This window comes from Sphingomonas kaistensis (genome assembly GCF_011927725.1).
In the GTDB taxonomy this organism is placed as follows: domain Bacteria; phylum Pseudomonadota; class Alphaproteobacteria; order Sphingomonadales; family Sphingomonadaceae; genus Sphingomicrobium; species Sphingomicrobium kaistense.
On record NZ_JAATJC010000001.1, the window covers coordinates 623391 to 641062 of the forward strand.

The 17672-nt window shown below is 69.5% G+C and carries 19 protein-coding genes and 1 tRNA gene; 6 read left to right on the forward strand and 14 right to left on the reverse strand.

Translation table 11 applies throughout. The annotated features are described in order from the left end of the window. Position 1: 1 nt before the first annotated feature. From GGQ97_RS02965 to GGQ97_RS02975, 3 genes are read right to left on the reverse strand one after another with little or no spacing between them, the layout of a single operon-like run. A complete protein-coding gene (locus GGQ97_RS02965; RefSeq protein ID WP_168067563.1) occupies positions 2–1150 on the reverse strand; it encodes an aminotransferase class V-fold PLP-dependent enzyme in 1149 nt (382 codons plus the stop codon). Beyond that, positions 1147–1881 carry a tryptophan 2,3-dioxygenase gene (locus tag GGQ97_RS02970; RefSeq protein ID WP_245197823.1) on the reverse strand — a complete coding sequence of 245 codons (735 nt, stop codon included), beginning with the start codon at positions 1879–1881 and terminating at the stop codon, positions 1147–1149. The genes GGQ97_RS02965 and GGQ97_RS02970 overlap by 4 nt, the downstream gene beginning before the upstream one ends. Before the next feature lie 52 nt (positions 1882–1933). Beyond that, a complete protein-coding gene (locus GGQ97_RS02975; RefSeq protein WP_342448431.1) occupies positions 1934–2392 on the reverse strand; it encodes an outer membrane protein assembly factor BamE in 459 nt (152 codons plus the stop codon). Between the two features lie 109 nt (positions 2393–2501). Here GGQ97_RS02975 and GGQ97_RS14280 point away from each other — a divergent pair, with 109 nt between their 5' ends. Both GGQ97_RS14280 and GGQ97_RS02980 read left to right on the forward strand, forming a co-directional pair. Then, positions 2502–3014 (forward strand): ubiquinol-cytochrome C chaperone family protein, encoded by a 513-nt coding sequence (locus GGQ97_RS14280; RefSeq protein ID WP_245197826.1) that lies wholly within the window; start codon positions 2502–2504, stop codon positions 3012–3014. Next, positions 3011–3511, forward strand: coding sequence for a YceD family protein (locus tag GGQ97_RS02980; protein ID WP_342448432.1), 501 nt, complete (start codon positions 3011–3013; stop codon positions 3509–3511). Before GGQ97_RS14280 ends, GGQ97_RS02980 begins: the two co-directional genes overlap by 4 nt. A 39-nt stretch (positions 3512–3550) precedes the next feature. Here GGQ97_RS02980 and ssb read toward each other — a convergent pair whose 3' ends face one another. From ssb to GGQ97_RS03005, 5 genes are read right to left on the reverse strand one after another with little or no spacing between them, the layout of a single operon-like run. Further along, positions 3551–4099, reverse strand: a complete 549-nt coding sequence (gene ssb / locus GGQ97_RS02985; protein WP_168067566.1) for a single-stranded DNA-binding protein — start codon at positions 4097–4099, stop codon at positions 3551–3553. Positions 4100–4129: 30 nt separating this feature from the next. Continuing rightward, entirely contained in the window at positions 4130–5965 is a 1836-nt protein-coding gene (gene feoB, locus GGQ97_RS02990) for a FeoB small GTPase domain-containing protein (protein WP_168067567.1), read from the reverse strand. Between the two features lie 20 nt (positions 5966–5985). Continuing rightward, entirely contained in the window at positions 5986–6258 is a 273-nt protein-coding gene (locus GGQ97_RS02995) for a FeoA family protein (protein WP_168067568.1), read from the reverse strand. Between the two features lie 50 nt (positions 6259–6308). Continuing rightward, positions 6309–6959, reverse strand: coding sequence for a COQ9 family protein (locus tag GGQ97_RS03000; RefSeq protein WP_168067569.1), 651 nt, complete (start codon positions 6957–6959; stop codon positions 6309–6311). Next, on the reverse strand, positions 6956–7843 hold the full coding sequence (locus GGQ97_RS03005) for a DMT family transporter (RefSeq protein WP_342448433.1): 888 nt from the start codon (positions 7841–7843) through the stop codon (positions 6956–6958). The genes GGQ97_RS03000 and GGQ97_RS03005 overlap by 4 nt, the downstream gene beginning before the upstream one ends. 119 nt (positions 7844–7962) lie before the next feature. Between GGQ97_RS03005 and GGQ97_RS03010 the strand changes: the two genes are divergently transcribed. Together GGQ97_RS03010 and GGQ97_RS03015 are read left to right on the forward strand one after the other, a co-directional pair. Further along, positions 7963–9051 carry an alkene reductase gene (locus tag GGQ97_RS03010; protein ID WP_168067570.1) on the forward strand — a complete coding sequence of 363 codons (1089 nt, stop codon included), beginning with the start codon at positions 7963–7965 and terminating at the stop codon, positions 9049–9051. A 42-nt stretch (positions 9052–9093) separates the two neighbouring features. Next, positions 9094–9711 (forward strand): heme-binding protein, encoded by a 618-nt coding sequence (locus GGQ97_RS03015; protein ID WP_168067571.1) that lies wholly within the window; start codon positions 9094–9096, stop codon positions 9709–9711. Between the two features lie 18 nt (positions 9712–9729). Here GGQ97_RS03015 and GGQ97_RS03020 read toward each other — a convergent pair whose 3' ends face one another. Continuing rightward, a complete protein-coding gene (locus GGQ97_RS03020; protein ID WP_168067572.1) occupies positions 9730–12075 on the reverse strand; it encodes an FtsK/SpoIIIE family DNA translocase in 2346 nt (781 codons plus the stop codon). Between the two features lie 113 nt (positions 12076–12188). Here GGQ97_RS03020 and GGQ97_RS03025 point away from each other — a divergent pair, with 113 nt between their 5' ends. Beyond that, positions 12189–13424 carry an FAD-dependent monooxygenase gene (locus GGQ97_RS03025; RefSeq protein ID WP_168067573.1) on the forward strand — a complete coding sequence of 412 codons (1236 nt, stop codon included), beginning with the start codon at positions 12189–12191 and terminating at the stop codon, positions 13422–13424. 10 nt (positions 13425–13434) lie between these two features. Here the strand turns inward: GGQ97_RS03025 and GGQ97_RS03030 are convergent, their stop codons facing one another. Beyond that, complete coding sequence (locus GGQ97_RS03030) at positions 13435–14076, reverse strand: LON peptidase substrate-binding domain-containing protein (RefSeq protein ID WP_168067574.1); 642 nt, start codon at positions 14074–14076, stop codon at positions 13435–13437. Continuing rightward, a complete protein-coding gene (locus GGQ97_RS03035; RefSeq protein WP_168067575.1) occupies positions 14073–14963 on the reverse strand; it encodes a tetratricopeptide repeat protein in 891 nt (296 codons plus the stop codon). Before GGQ97_RS03035 ends, GGQ97_RS03030 begins: the two co-directional genes overlap by 4 nt. 179 nt (positions 14964–15142) lie before the next feature. Here GGQ97_RS03035 and GGQ97_RS03040 point away from each other — a divergent pair. Continuing rightward, positions 15143–15217: transfer RNA gene (locus GGQ97_RS03040), tRNA-Gly, on the forward strand. A 57-nt stretch (positions 15218–15274) separates the two neighbouring features. Here the strand turns inward: GGQ97_RS03040 and GGQ97_RS03045 are convergent. Genes GGQ97_RS03045 through hemC form a run of 3 tightly spaced genes read right to left on the reverse strand, consistent with a single transcriptional unit; the run spans position 15275 to position 17651 of the window. Continuing rightward, positions 15275–16087, reverse strand: a complete 813-nt coding sequence (locus tag GGQ97_RS03045; RefSeq protein WP_168067576.1) for a hypothetical protein — start codon at positions 16085–16087, stop codon at positions 15275–15277. Further along, positions 16084–16731 (reverse strand): uroporphyrinogen-III synthase, encoded by a 648-nt coding sequence (locus GGQ97_RS03050; RefSeq protein WP_168067577.1) that lies wholly within the window; start codon positions 16729–16731, stop codon positions 16084–16086. The genes GGQ97_RS03045 and GGQ97_RS03050 overlap by 4 nt, the downstream gene beginning before the upstream one ends. Next, entirely contained in the window at positions 16728–17651 is a 924-nt protein-coding gene (hemC, locus tag GGQ97_RS03055) for a hydroxymethylbilane synthase (protein WP_168067578.1), read from the reverse strand. Before hemC ends, GGQ97_RS03050 begins: the two co-directional genes overlap by 4 nt. Positions 17652–17672: the final 21 nt, after the last annotated feature.

The window sequence follows — 17672 nt, forward strand, 5'->3', positions numbered from 1 at the left end:
CCTAGTCGAGCGTTTTCGCCAGCGCGACCACCCGGTCGACGTCCTCGTCGTCGTGGTAGAGGCCGAGCCCGATGCGCAGGACGTCTCCGCGGACGTCGGTGATGCAGTCCTGCGCCAGCAAGGCCGCCTGCCACTCCGGCGCCCTGGCATGACGCAGGGCGAGGAAGCGGGCCGGTCCGGACGGCGGGTCGAGCAGCTCGGCGGTGTCCAGCACGGTTCCGGCAAGCCCGGCGGCAAGCCGCTGTTTGAGCGCGTCGACATGAGCGCTGATCCGCGCGGTCGAGAGGCCCTCCCCCGCCAGCATCCGCCGGATGTGGAGAAAGCGGTACAGTGCGGAAGGATCGAAGGTCGCGCCCATGAAGCGCATCGCGTCGGGGGCGTAGCCGACCTGGCCCGGCGGCAGGGTCAGGTCCTCGAATTCGGCATACCAGCCGGTGATCGGCGGGCGGGGCCCGAATCCGGGCGGGCAGTGCATCAGGCCGATGCCTTCGCCCGACATCGCATATTTGTAGCCGCCGGCGAGGAAGAAGCAGCTTCTCCCAAGGGCGCCGAGCGGTTCGGGGACCGCCATGAAGCTGTGATAGCCGTCGATCACGACCCACGGGCCGTCCGGAGCGGCGACGGAGGCCAGCGCGTCGAGCCCGGGGACCATGCGCCCGGTGCCAAACATCAGCTGGCTGACCATGATGAGATCGGCTTCTCCGGCGCGCTCGGCGAGCCGCCCGGCAAGGGTGTCGTGCGGCTCGGGCGGAAGCACCTCGAGCCGGATGTCGCCGCTTTCGGCCCAGCGCGCGAACTGGCGGCGGGCGCTGTGGAATTCGCCGCTGGTCGTCAGCACCCGGAGGGGCGTCCCGGCGCGGCGCGGCGCGGCGGCCCACAGGCGGACGATGAAATCGTGGGTGTTGCCGGCAAAGACGATCGAGCCGGGCTGGCCGGTGCGGAGCTCGGCCGCGACCTCGGCCTGCGCTTCGGGCCACAGCTCGCCCATCACCCGCTCCCATTTGCGGTCGGCGAGACGAGCGGCGTCGTCCCAGCATTCGACCTGGCCGGCGAAGCTGGCGTCAGGCCACAGGTGGTGGCTGTGGGCGGCGACATGCAACCGGCCGGGCGCAGCGCCCAGGCTGCGGCTGAAGAGGTGCTTGTAGCTCATAACTGGGTGCGGATCGCCCACAGTTCGGGAAATGCGCGCTTCTGCAGCGTCGAGGCGAGATAGCTGGCGCCGGCCGACCCGCCGGTGCCGGGCTTCATCCCGATGATCCGCTCCACCGTCAGGAGGTGCTTGTGCCGCCAGCCCGACAGTGCGTCGTCGATGTCGACCAATTTCTCGGCCAGTTGATAGAGCCCGAACCAGCGTTCGCTGTCGCGGTACACCTCCAGCCAGCTTGCGGCACCGTTGCGGATACGGGCGGCGTCGGCGGTTTCCCACAGGCTCGGCGCGTCCAGTGCCGCCTGCAGCCGGGCGCGCCCCTCGGTGCCGCCTTCCTGGTAGTCGAGGAACCGCGGGTCCTTGATACCGAACTTGAATTCGAGCTCGCGGAACTGGGCGGACTGAAAGCCCGACGAGGTGCCGAGGACATGGCGGAAGGCGGAATAGTCGACCGGGGTCATGGTCGCCAGCACGTCCCACGACAGGGTCATCACCGACTGGATCCGGCTGACCCGGGCAAGCGCCTTGTAGGCGGCTGCAAAGTCGTCTGAGACGACCAGGCTGATCGCGAGGTCGACCTCGTGAAGCATCTGCTTCAGCCACAGTTCCTTGGTCTGGTGGATGACGATGAACAGCATTTCGTCATGCAGGTCAGACTTCGGCTGCTGCGCGGACAGCAGGGTCGGAAGCTGGAGATAATCGGCATAGGTCATGCCGGCCGGGTGAGCGGTCATGCGGCGGGTCTAGGCCCAACCGGCTGCCGCGTCACCCCGGTCATGTTCGAAGTTACTGGCCGCCGCCGCCCGGAAGACCGCCGCTGCCCACGGTGCCGATGTTGCCGAAGAATTCCTCGAAGAAGCTCTTGCGGCGGCCAAGCGTCGGGGTGGTGCGGCCATAAGGATCGATCGAGGCGATCTTGTCCTTGCCGGTGCGCTCCACCGCGGTGACGTTGCCGGCGGGGTCGAAGCGGATCCGCAGAACCGTCTGGTCAATCACCCGCGGCGTGCGAAACGCGAAGGTCGAGGTGCTCCGGCTGACGTAATACCATTCATTGTCGTTGAACTGGCCGGTGAACGTGGGCCGGCCGAGCGTGCGCTCGACGCTGGTCTTGTTGTCGGTCCCGACCTGCACGGCCTGGCTGAGCTGCTCGTCGAGGATGAAGCCCCGCTTCTCGCGATAGCCGGCGCACCCGCTGAGCCCGAGGGCCGCGATCGAGGCGAGGATGACGAAACGTTTGTTGTTCACAGGTGCCAAGCTCCGGATGCCGGCACCCTTGCGCCGGCGGTTCGCCCGCTCAATATCGGCTGGGGCCCGCCGCGCCAAGTGCAGCGGTCCGCCTGAACGGAGGATGATCATGAAGTCGCTGATGCGGCTGTTCCGGAGCGAGCCGAATATCGCCGAGCCGCTCTATGCCGAGGTCGTGGCCAAGGCCCGCAGCCCGCACTGGTATGTCGCCGGCCGCGTGCCCGACACGATGGAGGGCCGATTCTCCGTGCTTGCGACCCTGCTGGCGCTGACCGACCTCCGGCTGGAGACCGGCGGCGACGAGGCACGCAAGGCCAGCGTGGGCCTTGCCGAAGCCTTCGTCCACGACATGGATTCGCAGCTTCGCCAGGACGGCGTCGGCGACCCGGTGATGGGAAAAAGGGTCGGCAGCCTGGTCGGTGCGCTGGGCGGACGGCTCGGCGCATGGCGCAAGGCGACCGGCGGCGAGGAAAGCTGGGAAGCGGTTGCCGGCCGTTCGCTGTACCGCGAGAACATCCCCTCGGACGAATCGCTTGCCCATTCGGTCGACGAGCTCAAGCGTTACTGGCACGCGCTGCAGGGGCGCAGCGACGAGGCGCTGATCGGCGGAGTGCTGCCGTGAGCGTGGCGAAGCTCAGCCTCGCCAAGCTGCGCGACGGGCAGCGGGTGGATTACCATGCCGACGAGGCCGAACGTGCGGCGGTGGCCGAGCGGCTCGACCTGCTCGGGCTCGACCGGCTGGAAGCGGTGGTGACGCTGCGCGCCGAGGGCGAGAAGGTGCGGGCCGAAGGACGGCTGCGGGCAAGCGTCACCCAGGCCTGCGTCGCCACCGGCGAACCGGTGCCGGCCACGGTGGACGAACCGATCACCCTGTTGTTCATGCCCGAACCAAGCGGCACCGCCGACGAGGAAGTGGAGCTCAGCGCCGAGGACCTCGACGTCATCTTCCACGACGGGCGCGAGATCGACCTGGCGGCGGCCATCGCCGACGAATTGAGCCTGGCGCTCGACCCCTATCCGCGCAGCGCGGGAGCGGAGGACGCGCTCAAGGAAGCGGGCGTGCTGAGCGAGGAGCAGGCCGGCCCGTTCGCGGCGCTTGCGGCATTGAAGGGAAAGTAGGCCCGCCGCCGATGCTGGCGGCGGGATGACGTCAGTGCGTCAGAACGGCACGTCGTCGTCGAGATCGTCGAACGCCGCGGGTGCCGGGCGGTTGGCGCTTCCGGCCGAGCCGCCCCTGCCGCCGCCGAAGCCGCCGCCGCCGCTGCTGCCGCCACCGAAGCCGCCGTCGTCATAGCCGCCACCGCCGCTGCTGCGACCGCCGCCGAAGCCGCCGCCACCACCGCCGCCGCCTTCACCGCCGCGGCCGTCGAGCAGCACCATCGAACTGTTGAAGTTCCTCAGCACGACCTCGGTCGAATAGCGGTCCTGGCCGTTCTGGTCCTGCCACTTGCGGGTCTCGAGCTGGCCTTCGAGATAGACCTTGCTGCCCTTCTTGAGGTAGCTCTTGGCGACCTTGGCGAGGCCTTCGGAGAAGATCGCCACGGAATGCCACTGGGTGCGCTCCTGGCGGTTGCCGTCACGGTCCTTCCAGTTCTCGGACGTGGCGATCCTGAGGTTCACCACTTCGCCCCCGTTCTGGAACGAGCGGCTTTCGGGGTCCTGCCCCAGATTGCCGACCAGAATGACCTTGTTGACGCTACCCGCCATGCTTCACGACTCCTCTATCTTGAGGAGCAGCTATAGGCCGAGAGCGACCGCCGTCCAGTAGGTCGCGCCCGCCGCAATGTAGGCAAGGACGAACAGATAGGTGACCATGAAGATGGGCCATCGCCAGCTGTTGGTTTCGCGCCGGGTGACCGCGATGGTCGAGATGCACTGCGGCGCGAACACGAACCAGGCGAGGAAGGCGAGCGCGGTGGGCAGCGGCCAGGCGCCGCGCAGCCGCTCGGCCAGGCTCTTCTCAAGCTGGGCTTCGTCGGATTCGTTCAAGGCGTAAACGGTGGCGATCGCCGACACCGCCACCTCGCGTGCCGCCATCGACGGGAGCAGCGCCAGCGCGATGTCGTGATTGAAGCCGATCGGCTTCACCACGACCTCGATCCCGCTGGCGATCCTGCCGGCGATCGAGACTTCGGTCTGGCTTTCGCCCGGGCCGGCCTTGGGGAAGCTGGCGAGCGCCCACAGGAGGACGGTGGTGACGAGGATGATCCCGCCCGCGCGCTTCAGGAAGATGATTGTCCGCTGCCACAGGCCGAGCGCGACATCCTTGAGCGCGGGCATCTGATACTTGGGCAGTTCCATCATGAACGAGGAGGCGGCGCCCCGCGCGACCGTCTTGCGCAGCGCCAGCGCGGCGAGCAGCGCGCCGACGATTCCGGCGAGGTAGAGGCCGAACATCACCACGCCCTGCAGATTGACGAAGGGCGCAACCTCGCGGTGCGGGATGAAGGCGGCGATGATCAGGGTGTAGACCGGAAGCCGGGCCGAGCAGGTCATCAGCGGCGCCACCAGGATGGTGGTCAGCCGGTCCTTTTCATTGTCGATGGTGCGCGTCGCCATAATTCCGGGAACGGCGCAGGCGAAGCTCGACAACAGGGGGATGAAGGCGCGGCCCGACAGGCCGGCGGTGCCCATCAGCCGATCCATCAGGAAGGCGGCGCGGACCATGTAGCCGGTGCCTTCCAGGAGCAGGATGAACAGGAACAGGATCAGGATCTGCGGCAGGAACACGACCACTGCGCCGACCCCGCCGATCACCCCGTCGACCAGCAAGGAGCGAAGCGCGCCTTCGGGCAGGGCGTCGGTGACGAGCGTGCCGACGACGGCCATTCCGTCCTCGATCCAGCCGATCGGGGTTTCCGACCAGGCGAACACCGCCTGGAACATGGCGAACATGACGAGGGCGAGAATGGCGACACCCGCGACGGGGTGAAGCAGGACGCGGTCGAGGCGGTGGGTCCAGCGGCGCACCGGCGTTTCGTCGACGATGGCGGCGGCGGCGATCCGGCGCGCTTCGCGGGCGAGGTCGGCGGGGACCGGGACCGGAGCGGCGACGCTTCCGATCGCCTGCTCCAGTGCCTCCCGGACGCCGTCGAGGCCGCGGCGGCGGACGGCCACCGTCTCGACCACGGGCACGCCGAGCGCCGCCGACAATTGCTCCGCCGAGATGGTGAGGCCATCGCGCGCGGCCATGTCGATCATGTTGAGCGCGACCACCATCGGCAGGCCGAGGCTGCGCAGTTCGAGCGCGAAGCGGAGGTGGTTGTCGAGGTTGGAGGCGTCGACCACCACCAGCAGGGCGTCGGGCTTGCGCTCGCCCGCCTGGCTTCCGCCCAGCACGTTGCGGGTGACCGCCTCGTCGGGGCTCGACGGCTCGAGCGCGTAGGTGCCGGGAAGGTCGACCAGTTCGACCGGGCGGCCGTCGGGAAGCGCGGTCCGGCCGCTTTTCCGTTCCACCGTGACGCCGGGATAATTGCCGACCTTCTGCCGGGCGCCGGTCAGGGCGTTGAACAGCGCGCTCTTGCCGGCATTGGGATTGCCGACGACGGCGACGAGGGGTGCGGGAAGGGTCACTGGTGGCTGGGAAGCCCGGATCAGTCGGCCGGGACCACCCGAATCGCGCGTGCATGGGCGCGGCGGATGGCGACGGTCATGCGGCCGACCTTCACCGCCAGCGGGTCGCGTCCGAACGGACCGGCGTGAAGCGGCTCGACCACCACGTCGGGGTCAAAGCCGAAATGACGCAGCCGCGCCGATTCGTGCGTGCCGAGCAACGTCCAGTCGATCGCCGACACCCGTCCGCGGCGACCCAGCGCGAGCTGGTCGAGGGCAAGGGCGAAGTCGGCGGGGGTGGGCTGCACGGTCATTGCTGCGACTGATTATCAATAACAGCAGCGCGGGTCCAGCGAAGTTATTGCTAGCGCGGCGGATAGCGCAGCCGGCCGAGGAAGCGGGTCAGGCTCGGCCGCTCGGACTTGCCGATGCCGGCCTTCCACTTCTCGAACTGCATGACGTTGTCGATTCGCCGGTCGAGGAACGCCGCGGTGTCGGCCGCGCCCTCGCTGTCGTCGCCAAGCCAGGCGAGCAGGGTCGATCCGTAGACCGCCGAGAGGATCGCGCGCTTGGTGTAGTGGTTGTAATCGGTCGCGGTGTCGCCGGCCATGCGCCACATGACGTCGGCGCTGCGCCACGAAAAGCGCGCCGCGGTTGCGGAATTCTGCGGCATGGCAAGGATCGACAGCGCGCGGCGAATCGCTTCCTTGGCCGGCTCCTGGATCTGCAGTCGGGTCCAGACCAGCGCGCGGATGCGCTCGCGGATCTTCATCGCCGCCAGCGTCTCGGGCGGAAGCGCCTCGGCCAGCGCCTTGTCGACGCCCTGGCCGTAGAGGTCGATCAGCCCGACCGGATCGCCCGGCACCGCCAGTGCGGCGACCGCGGGATCGACGCCCTCGCCCAGCGCCGCAGCTTCCACCGCCGCCGCGGTCCAGCCGTCGAACGCCGCATTCTCGCCAATCGCAAGGGCGAGGTCGAGCGCGGTTTGCTGGACGGGCGACAGGGTGGTGGTCATGCTGACACCGACTTGGGGCCGGAGCCGCCCTCATGCAAGCGGACCAGCACCAGCGCGACGGCGATGGCGGCGGCACCAAGGAAGTCGAGTGACGTCATGACTTCGCCATAGGCGATCCACCCGATCGCCGCCGATACGGCCGGTTGGGTCAGCAGCGCGAGCCCGACCACCAGCGGCGGGACCTGGCCTAGCGAATAGACCAGGCACCCCTGCCCCACCACCTGGCTGCCCAGCGCGAGCAGCAGCAGGGGAGTCCAGTCGCTGGGCACGATCGTCTCCCCCATCGCCGCAGCGAACGGCAACAGCAGGGCCGCTCCGAACGCACTGGCGAGGATCAGCACCGGAAGCGGCTGAAGCGTCCCGCGCACCCGCTCCACGGCGATGAGATAACCGGCGTAGAGCAGCCCGGCGAGCAGGGTCAGGAGATCGCCGCGAAGGTAGCGGGCACTCAGTTCGGCGCTTCCCGCCATCAGCAGCGCAGAGCCGAACAGCGCCAGCAGCAGCGCCGCGGCCTGCAGCCGGGTCGGCAAGCGCCGCGCCAGCCACAGGCCCCAGGCGGCAAAGGCAAAGCTTGCAATGTTTCCGAACAGCGTGGCGTTGCCGAGCTTGGTAAGATGGATCCCGGCGTGCCAGGCGGCGAGATCGGCCGCGAAGAAAAAGGCGGCGACCGCGATCACCAGTACGGAGGCGCGGCCCGGCCAGTGCGCCGGCTGTCCCATCGCCCTTGCCAGCACCAACAGGAACGGAAGCGCCAGCGCCAGCCGCCAGAAGCCCGCCGCGCTCGGGCCGACGTCGCTCAGCCGCACCATCCACGGCCCGAACGCCAGCGCGACATTGCCGAGCATCAGGATCGCAAAGGCGCGGGGGGAGACACGCTGGGTCACCGCGTCTTCCTAGCCACCGTGTAAGCGGGGTCCACCCCCACATACCGTGGCGCCGATTGTTATGCGCTGGAGCCACCCTATCTGACGAGCCGTGCTCGTTCCTCAAGCAGGACCTTTTCATGCCCGATCTGTTTGACCCCGTCGTCTTCGGCGACATCCATCTCGCCAACCGCATCGTCATGGCCCCGCTCACCCGCGGGCGGTCCGGCCCGGCCGGCGTGCCGACCGACCTGGGCGTCGAATATTACCGACAGCGCGCCGGCGCGGGGCTGATCATCTCCGAAGGCACCGGAATCAGCCGCGAGGGCCTCGGCTGGCCCAATGCGCCGGGGCTGTGGACGGAGGAACAGGTCGAGGGCTGGAAGCCGGTGACCGAGGCCGTCCACCGCGCCGGAGGCAGGATCGTCGCGCAGCTGTGGCACATGGGGCGGCTGGTCCACTCAAGCGTGACCGGCACCCAGCCGGTATCGGCCAGCGCCACCACTGCCCCGCACAAGGCGCATACCTACGAGGGCAAGAAGCCTTACGAGGAAGCGCGGGCGATCACCCATGACGATATCCAGCGCATCCTCGGCGATTATGCGACGGCAACCCGCAACGCCCTGCGCGCCGGATTCGACGGGGTGCAGCTGCACGGCGCCAATGGCTATCTGATCGACCAGTTCCTGCGCGACGGCACCAACCATCGCGACGACGGCTACGGGGGTCCGGTCGAGAATCGCATCCGCCTGCTGCGGGAGGCGACCGAGGCGCTGATCTCGGAAGCGGGTGCCGGCCGCACCCTTGTTCGGCTGAGCCCGCTCGGGCTGGTCCAGGGCTGCGACGACAGCGATCCGCACGGACTGTTCATCGCCGCCGGCAAGGCGCTGGGCGAACTTGGCATCGCCGCCATCGAGCTGCGCGAGCCGGGCGCGCATTCCACCTTCGCGCCGAGCGACATCCCTCCGGTCAGCCCGCACATCCGCCCGCACTTCAAGGGCGGGATCATCCTCAACAGCGATTATGACGGCCCGTCGGCGCAGGCCCGCCTGGACGAAGGGGTCGCCGATGCGATCGCATTCGGGCGGCCGTTCATCTCCAACCCGGACCTGCCGCAACGCCTCCGCAAGGCGCTCCCCCTCGCAGCGCCCGATCCCGCCACCTTCTACACCGCAGGGCCCGAGGGCTACACCGATTATCCGGCCGCGGAGGAACAGGAGGCCGCCTGAGTCTTTGTCGCAGCTATGGCAAAAGCATCGACACACAATCGCGTGAACTGGAAGGCCGCCGGCGCGGTCGCCGCTGCAACCCTGGTCGGGCTCGGCGTCGCCTATGTTCTTCAGGAAAAAGCGACGCCGGGGCCCGATTACCGGACCCTGGTCAGCGACGGCGACCTCCAGATCCGAAGCTATCCCGCGATCAAGGTCGCCGAGACGGTAGTCAGCGGGCCGCGCAAGGAAGCGCTGGCCGAGGGCTTCCGGATCCTCGCCGACTATATCTTCGCCAAGTCGCGACCCGGCGAAAAGCTGCCGATGACGGCCCCGGTCCTGCAGGATGCGGGCAACCCCATGGCCAGCGACCCCCCGCGGTTCGACGACGAGGTCGAGGGCGGCTGGCGGGTGCGCTTCGTAATGCCCGAGGGGCATGACCTGCCCGAGCCGCCCGAAGGGGTGACCCTGATCGACCTGCCGTCCCGGCGGGTCGGCGCGGCGACCTTCCACGGCACGGCCCACGACGATCGTCTGCAGGCGGCCGAGGACCGGCTGCGCGGCTGGCTTGCCCGCCACGGCGAGGAATCGGTCAAGTGCGAGCCGGAATATGCCTTCTACAACTCGCCGATGATCCCGCCGCCCCTGCGCCGCAACGAGGTGCTGTTGGCGCTGATCTAGGACGCCGCAACGGCCACCTCAGATCGGGTGGCCGTCGGTGTCCATCAGCACTTCGCGGCGTCCGACGTGGTCGGGCTGGCCGACCTTGCCGTCCTTTTCCATCCGTTCGATCAGCCGCGCCGCGCTGTTGTAGCCGACGCGAAGCTGGCGCTGGAGGTAGGAGGTCGAGGCCTTCTGGCTTTCGGCCACCACCTGGATCGCCTTGCGATAGAGCTGGCTTTCGGGATCGTCGTCGCCGTCGGGTGCGCCGTCCAATGCGAAGCCGCCATCCTCGGGCTCCTCGGTGACCGCGCTGATATAGTCTGGCGTCCCCTGCTTGCGCCAATGGTCGGCGATCAGGCGCACCTCGTCGTCGCTGACGAAGGGGCCATGGACGCGCAGGATCTGCTTGCCGCCCGGCATGTACAGCATGTCGCCCTTGCCCAGCAGCTGCTCCGCCCCCTGCTCGCCGAGGATGGTGCGGCTGTCGATCTTGCTGGTGACCTGGAAGCTGATCCGGGTAGGCAAATTGGCCTTGATGACGCCAGTGATGACGTCAACCGACGGACGCTGGGTCGCCATGATGAGGTGGATGCCGGCCGCGCGGGCCTTTTGCGCCAGCCGCTGGATCAGGAATTCGACCTCCTTGCCGGCGGTCATCATCAGGTCGGCCAACTCGTCGACCACCACCACGATCTGCGGCAGGACCTCGTAATCCAGCTCCTCGGTTTCGTAGACGGGCTGCCCGCTGTCGGCGTCGTAGCCGGTCTGGACCTTGCGACCGAGCTTGGTGCCGCGGGCCTTGGCCTCCAGCACCTTGTCGTTGAAGCTCTTCAAGGCGCGCACGCCGAGGCTGGCCATCATCCGATAGCGCTCCTCCATCTGCTCGACCGCCCACTTCAGCGCACGGATCGCCTTGGGCGGCTCGGTGACGACCGGCGCCAGGAGATGCGGAATCCCGTCGTAGATGCTGAGTTCGAGCATCTTGGGGTCGATCATGATCATCCGGCACTGGTCCGGGCCCATCCGGTACAGCAGCGACAGGATCATGCAGTTGAGCCCGACCGACTTGCCCGACCCGGTGGTGCCCGCGACCAGCAGGTGCGGCATCGGCGCCAGATCGGCGATGACCGGATCGCCGGCGATGTTCTTGCCGAGCACCAAGGGCAGGCTCATCGCCTGGTCGGCGAACGCCTGGCTGCCGATCAGTTCACGCAGCGCCACGCTTTCGCGCTTGGGATTGGGCAGCTCGATGCCGATCACGCTGCGCCCGGGGATCGTCGCGACGCGGGCCGACAGGGCGCTCATGTTGCGGGCGATGTCGTCGGCGAGCTGGATCACGCGGCTCGCCTTGATGCCGCTGGCAGGCTCCAGCTCGTACATGGTGACGACCGGGCCGGGGCGCACCTCGACGATGTCGCCGCGAACGTGGAAATCCTCCAGCACGCTTTCAAGCAGGCGGGCGTTGCGTTCCAGCCCGGCGCGGTCGACCGGGTTCCGCCCGGCGTCGGTCGGCGCGGTGAGCAGGTCGATCGGCGGGAGGGCGTAGCTGTCGCCCAGCGCCAGGCTCTGCTGCTGGGAGGCGGCGCCCTTTCGCCCGCGCGGCTTGTCGACCACCGCCGCAGCGGGCGTGATGGCGGCGCTCGGTTCCTTGACGTTGACCTCCGGACGCGAGCGTGGCGGGGACACCGCCCGCCCCTCCTCGCGCTCCACCGCGGTGCGGCGCGGGGCTGGCGCCGCTTCGCCTTCGCGGCGGCGCAGGCGGGTCGCGACGAAGGCCTTTTCATCCTCGTTGAGGCCGAGGGCGAGAAACGCCAGCAGCAGACCCCCAATGCCGAGCAGCAGGATCAGCGCGATCCGGCTCGGTCCGGCGATGGCCGGTTCGGGGATCAGCGCCAGCAGCGCGTTCCAGCCATTCGCTCCCGCCAGTCCGAGCACTCCGGCCAGGCCCGCCGGAAGCCCCGACGCCACCGACTTGGTGGTGAGGCCAAGCGCCATCCCGATAAGCACCGCGCCCAGCGACGCGACCAGCAAGGCCCGCCCGACCCGGCCGGTCGGACGATTGCCGAGCAACCTCGTCCCGGCCAGCGCAAGCACCGGCAGCAAGGTGACGCCGCCCGGACCGAACAGCAGCAGCAGCAGGTCGCTGGCATAAGCGCCGGGCAGGCCGAGCCAATTCTGTGCCGGGCCGCCGGCCGCGGTGCTCCAGCTCGGGTCGGTCCGCTGGTGGGTCAGGAGCGAAACCGCAAGCGCAAGCGCCGCGGCAATCGCCAGCACGCCGGCCAGCTTCACCGCCAGCGCGCGCACGGCCCCGCCGAGGCGATCGCGCCAGTCGGGTTCCAGCTCGCGCCGGTCCGCTCGCGTACGTGCTGCTGCCGTTGCCATGTCCTAAGTGCCTGTCCCGCCCCGAGTGTGTCGTCCGTTCCCTTATTGTGCCTGTGACCCGAGACCATGGTCAAGGATGACGAGGGCGCGGCGAGCGCCTACATGCGGCTTCCATGACACAGCAACAGCGCACCCAGGCGGACGTCATCATCCTTGGCGGAGGATTGGTAGGGCTGTCGCTCGCCGCCGCGCTGGACAGCGCTGGGCTGCGCTCGATCGTGGTCGATCCCGCCGATCCGGCCGGCCGCACCGACGTCGCCTTCGACGGCCGCACCACCGCCGTTTCCTCGTCCAGCATGCGGATGTTCGGCGCAACCGGCGTGCTCGATCACCTGGCGGTGCCCGGCTGCCCGATCCACGCCATTCGCGTTGCCGACGGGCTGGCGCCGGGCGGGCTTACCTTTGAACCGGGTGAAGACGGCGAGCCGCTGGGCGTGATGCACGAGAACCGCCACCTGCGCGCCGCGCTGCAGGACCGGGCCGAGGCCGGAGCGAACATCGACCTCAGGTGGAAGACCCCGGTCGCAGAAGTCGTGCGAGACGATTTCTCGGGCCGCGTCCGGCTCGCCGGCGGAGAGGAACTGACCGCGCCCCTGATCGTCGGGGCCGAAGGGCGCCGCTCCCCGTCGCGCGACGCGGCCGGGATCCGCATGGCGCGCTGGTCGTACAAGCATAGCGCCATCGTCTCGACCCTCGCCCACGATCTCCCGCACGAGCAGATCGCCTACGAGATCTTCTATCCCGCCGGGCCGTTCGCCCTGCTGCCGATGACCGACCTTGCGGACGGCACCCACCGCTCGGCGATCGTCTGGTCGATCGCCAATGACAAGGCGGCCGGCCTGCTCAAGCTCGACGACGCGGCCTTCGCCGCCGAGGCCGAGGCCGCGATGGGCGGGTTCCTCGGCGCGATCCGGCTGCTGACCCCGCGCTCCTCCTATCCGCTGGGCTTCCACCATGCGACGCGGATCACCGATATAAGGCTGGCGCTGGCCGGCGACGCGGCCCATGCAGTGCATCCGATCGCCGGCCAGGGCGTCAACCTCGGCTTCCGCGATGCGGCGGCGCTGGCCGAGGTGCTGGTCGATGGCGCCCGGCTGGGGCTCGACCTCGGCGATGCGCAACTGCTTGCCCGCTACCAGCGCTGGCGGGCACTCGATGCGTTCAGCGTGGCGCTTGCGACCGACGGACTGACCCGGCTCTACGGGGTACCGGGGCGGACGGCCTCGGCCGTGCGGCGGATCGGCATGGGGATCGTCGATCGTTTGGGGCCGCTCAAGCACAAGCTCAATGCGGCGGCGCGCGGCAACAGCGGCGACCTGCCGCGATTGCTGATGGGGGAAGCGCTCTAGGGCGCCGCCCTCACTGCATCCGCGGGCTGACGTCGCCCCCGCCCTGCGCCATGCGCAGGAACTGCATCAGCTGGATCAGCAATTCGGCCCGCCCGGTCAACGCATCTTCTTCCAGCAGCGCCTGCTTGGCGCCGCCATCGAACGGCGCGACCTGCGCAATGGCGTTGACCAGCATCTCGTCGTCGAGCCGCTCGACCGCTTCCCAGTCGACCATCAGCCCCATGGCGTCACCCAGCAGCCGCGCTTCCTGTTCCACCGCCGCCCGAAGCACCGAGGGAAGGGCGTCGGGCTCGCTCTCCGCATCGTCGCCGGGAATGACGTCGGCCTGCCGATAGGGGGTGCCGACATCGGCCTCGGCGACAAGGCGGAAGCGAGTGGTGCCCTGAAGCACGAGATTATACCGGCCGTCGGCAAGCTCCTCCATGCCGACGATCTCGCCGATGCAGCCGACCCGGTAGAGCTCGGGGTTGCCGAGGCCGTCGTCGGGCGCGGCGCGGGGCTGGATCATCCCGATCAGCCCGCCGCCGGCCACCGCATCCTCCACCATCTTGCGGTAGCGCGGCTCGAAGATGTGCAGCGGCAGGTGGCTGCGCGGAAACAGGATCGCGCCGCCAAGCGGGAACAGGGGAAGCCGGAGGGGCGACCCGCTCACGTGAACAGCAGCGCCGACAGGCGGCGGCGCTGGGCGCGGGCCCACGGATCCTCCAGCCCCTGCGCTTCCAGCAGCTGGAGGAAGCGGGTGCGGGCCGCCGCCTCGTTCCAGTCGCGGTCGCGGCGCACCAGTTCGAGCAGGGCGTCGGCCGCCTCGTCGCGCCGGCCCGCCGCCATCAGCGCATTGGCAAGCTCCAGCCGGGCTTCGTGATCGTCCGCATTGGCGGCAAGTCGCTGTTCCAGCCCCGTGGTGTCGACCGCGGGAAGAACGGCAATGTCGAGCGCGGCGCGGGCGCGGGCCACCGCCGCGTCGCCGGCCGCCGCTTCGGGCAGGCCGTCGAGCATCGCCCGGGCCTCGTCGGCGCGATCCAGCGCGATCAGCGCACGGGCGAGGCCGCCGACCACCTCGGGATGGTCGGGGTCCATCTCGGCGATCTGGCGGAAGATGCTTTCGGCCCGCTCCGCATCGCCAGCGGCAAGCACTTCCTCGCCCATCGCGATCAGCGGTTCGATCTCGGCTTCCAGGGCCTGCGCCTCACCCTTCACCGGCAACTGGCCGAGCAATTGGTCGAGCACGCGCTTGATCTGCCCTTCGCTGCGATACTGGGTCAGGTCGGCGACCGGCTGCCCGCCGAAGATGGCGTAGACCGTCGGGATCGAGCGGATCTGGAACTGCGCGGCGACGACTTTTTCCTCGTCGACGTCGACCTTGACCAGCACCACGCCCTTGTCGGCATAATCGGCGGCGACTTTTTCCAGCACCGGCCCGAGCTGTTTGCACGGCCCGCACCATTCGGCCCAGAAGTCGAGGATGACGAGCTTGTCGAGGGAGGGCTGGAGCACCCGCTCCTGGAAGCTGCGAATCGCTTCCCGTTCCTCAGCGCTCATTCCCAGTGTCGCCACGCTCGCCCGCTTCCTGTCAGTTCTTGGTGCAGCGCATATGGGCCGAGCGGCCCGATGCGCCAAGTCTCTCAACCCTGAAGCCACTGAAAGGGTTGCCAGCCCCGAAAGCCGTTGCTAACGGGCCCCCACCCAGACGGCGCGAGCCGCCGTCGCATGGCGCCAGAGCGGGCGTAGCTCAGGGGTAGAGCACAACCTTGCCAAGGTTGGGGTCGAGGGTTCGAATCCCTTCGCCCGCTCCAGCGGTCCTTCCGGATCAGCGCTGCATTTTCATCTTATTGTTGCGAACGGCGCTAGTTCTAGCGCGCGAGCAGCGCCGCGCTTTCGATCTGGTCGAGCGCCCGGTGCGCCGCGATGTATCTGCGCGCGTTGCCGACCCATGCCGGCGCCGCGGTGATTCCCGGCAGCCGCATCGCTTCGGCCAGCGCCTGGTCGACCTGACCCGAATTGAGGCGGGCGACCGCGCGGTCGTAGGTGGCGATCGGACGCTGGCTCGGCTGGTCGGCGCGGCGAATGGTGACAAGGTCGCCCATCTGGCGCCGCATCGTCTGCCACAGGCTGTCGCTTTCCGGCGCAGCCTTGAGCGTCGGTGCAAGGACCGCGAAGTCGGCGGCGAGCTGGTCCAGCCGGACCGGCCTGCGCGAAGAGGTGACGATGGTCGCCACCGCCTGCGGATGGGTGGGCCCGAAGCGCTCGGTCAGCAACGGCTCGAGATAGCCGAGCGCGACCCCGCGATCGATCGCCCGGCGCGCGGCGAAGGCGACCAGTAGGGCATCGGCGCGGCCGGCCGAGCTTTCCGCCCGGCTCGTGGCATTCTCGACCCGCGCCAGCCGGGCCTCGAGCGTGGCGACCCGCGCCTCGGTAGCGGGAAGGGCGTCGACCGGAACGGCGTTGGTCAGGGGTTGCGGGCCAATCGGGACGGTGGCGACGGCACGCGGCTGGGTGGCGGGAACCAGGGCATCGGCGGGCGGCTGCAGGCCGGCCAGCTGCGCCACCTGCGGGAAGCGGTTGAGCGCCCACACGGCCGCCGCGCCTCCCAGCAGCAGCAGCAGGAGCGCGCCAAGGAGGAAGGCACTCAGGCTTGTCCGCCGGTTCGCCGCGCTGCTGGTCATCGGCCCAGTTCCTTGCACAGCTTGGCGGCAAGGGAAAGCAAGGCGCTGTCGGCGGGCGCGTCGGCCGCCTCGCAGCACTCCCATCCGGGGCCGCACGCCATCGCCGCGGCCGGGCTGATCGCCGCCACCCGTACCCGGTCGCGAGAAGCCTTTATCTCGTCCAGCCGGCGACCGGCGGCGGGCGAATGGACCAGCACCACCGCGCCCTCGACCGAGGCCGCATCCGGAAGCGGGAGGGGCCCCATGCGATAGACCACGACCGAGGTGATCGCCTGCCTGGCGTCAGCCGGTTCGATCCGCTCCTCGCCGGACAGGTGAAGCAGCCTCAATCCCTCCGGCAGGCGATCCAGCAGCGCGTCGACCCCGCCCTCGCCGACGGTCAGCACCTCCAGTCCCGCGTCGCGGGCGGCCGCCGCGGAGGCCGCACCCACCGCGTGGACGGGCAGTACCGGGAGGCGTCCGGCAAGGCGGATGGCATTGGCGCTGGTCACCAGCAGCGCATCGAACGGACCGGCTGGAAGCGACCAGGCGACCGGCTCCGCCGTGAACAGGGGATGGCGGCGAACCTCGAGCCCCAGCGCCGCCGCCCGTGCCGCCGTGGCGCTTGCGCCAGGCTCGGGACGAAGGACGACCAGGGGTCTCACGCCGGGTTGAACAACAGCCTGATTTCCGCCGGCGCGCGGCCCAAAAGCTCGGCGGCGAGCGCGTGGCCGGCCGCTTCTTCCTCGCCCGGAGCCGCCCGCACCTCGCCCGCGACATGGGCAGCGCCGTCGCTGCTGAGCAATTCGGCGCGCAGCCACAAACTATCGTCGCCCTCGATCAGGCCCAGTGCCGCGACGGGCGAATGGCACGATCCCCCGACCCCGCGGCAGAACGCCCGCTCGGCGGTCACCGCGCGGCGGGTCGGTTCGTCGTCGATCGCCTGGAGCAGGGCGCGGGTGTCGGCATCGTCCTTGCGGCACTCGATGGCGATCGCCGCCTGGCCCGGCGCCGGGAGGAACTCGTCGATCTCGATCGCCCGGCCTTCCTCGATCCCGAGCCGGTCGAGCCCGGCGGCGGCGAGGAAGGTCGCCTCGTAATTGCCGCTGGCGATGTGGTTGAGCCGGGTCGCGACATTGCCGCGCATGATCGACACCTGCAGGTCGGGGCGACGGCGAAGCAGTTGCGCGGTCCGCCGCGGCGAGGAAGTGCCGACCTTGGCGCCCTGGCTTAGCGCCTCGATCGAGGCGGCGCCGATCAGCCGGTCGCGGACGTCGGCGCGGGGCAGGAAGGCCGCGATGCACAAATTGTCCGGACGCTCGCTTTCGACGTCCTTGCAGCTGTGCACAGACAAGTGCGTGGTCCCGCCGAGCAGGAACTGGTCGAGCTCCTTGGTCCACAGCGCCTTGCCGCCGATCTCGGCCAGCGCGCGGTCCTGGACCTTGTCGCCGGTGGTGCGCACCTCGTGGAGGTGGACCGATCCGGGCTCCCAGCCATGCGCTGCCTCGAGCGCTGCGGCGGTGGTGCGGGCCTGGGCAAGCGCCAGCGGGGAGGAGCGGGTTCCGACAAGCAGGCGCGGGGTCATGCCCCCACTCTTGCCAGAGCG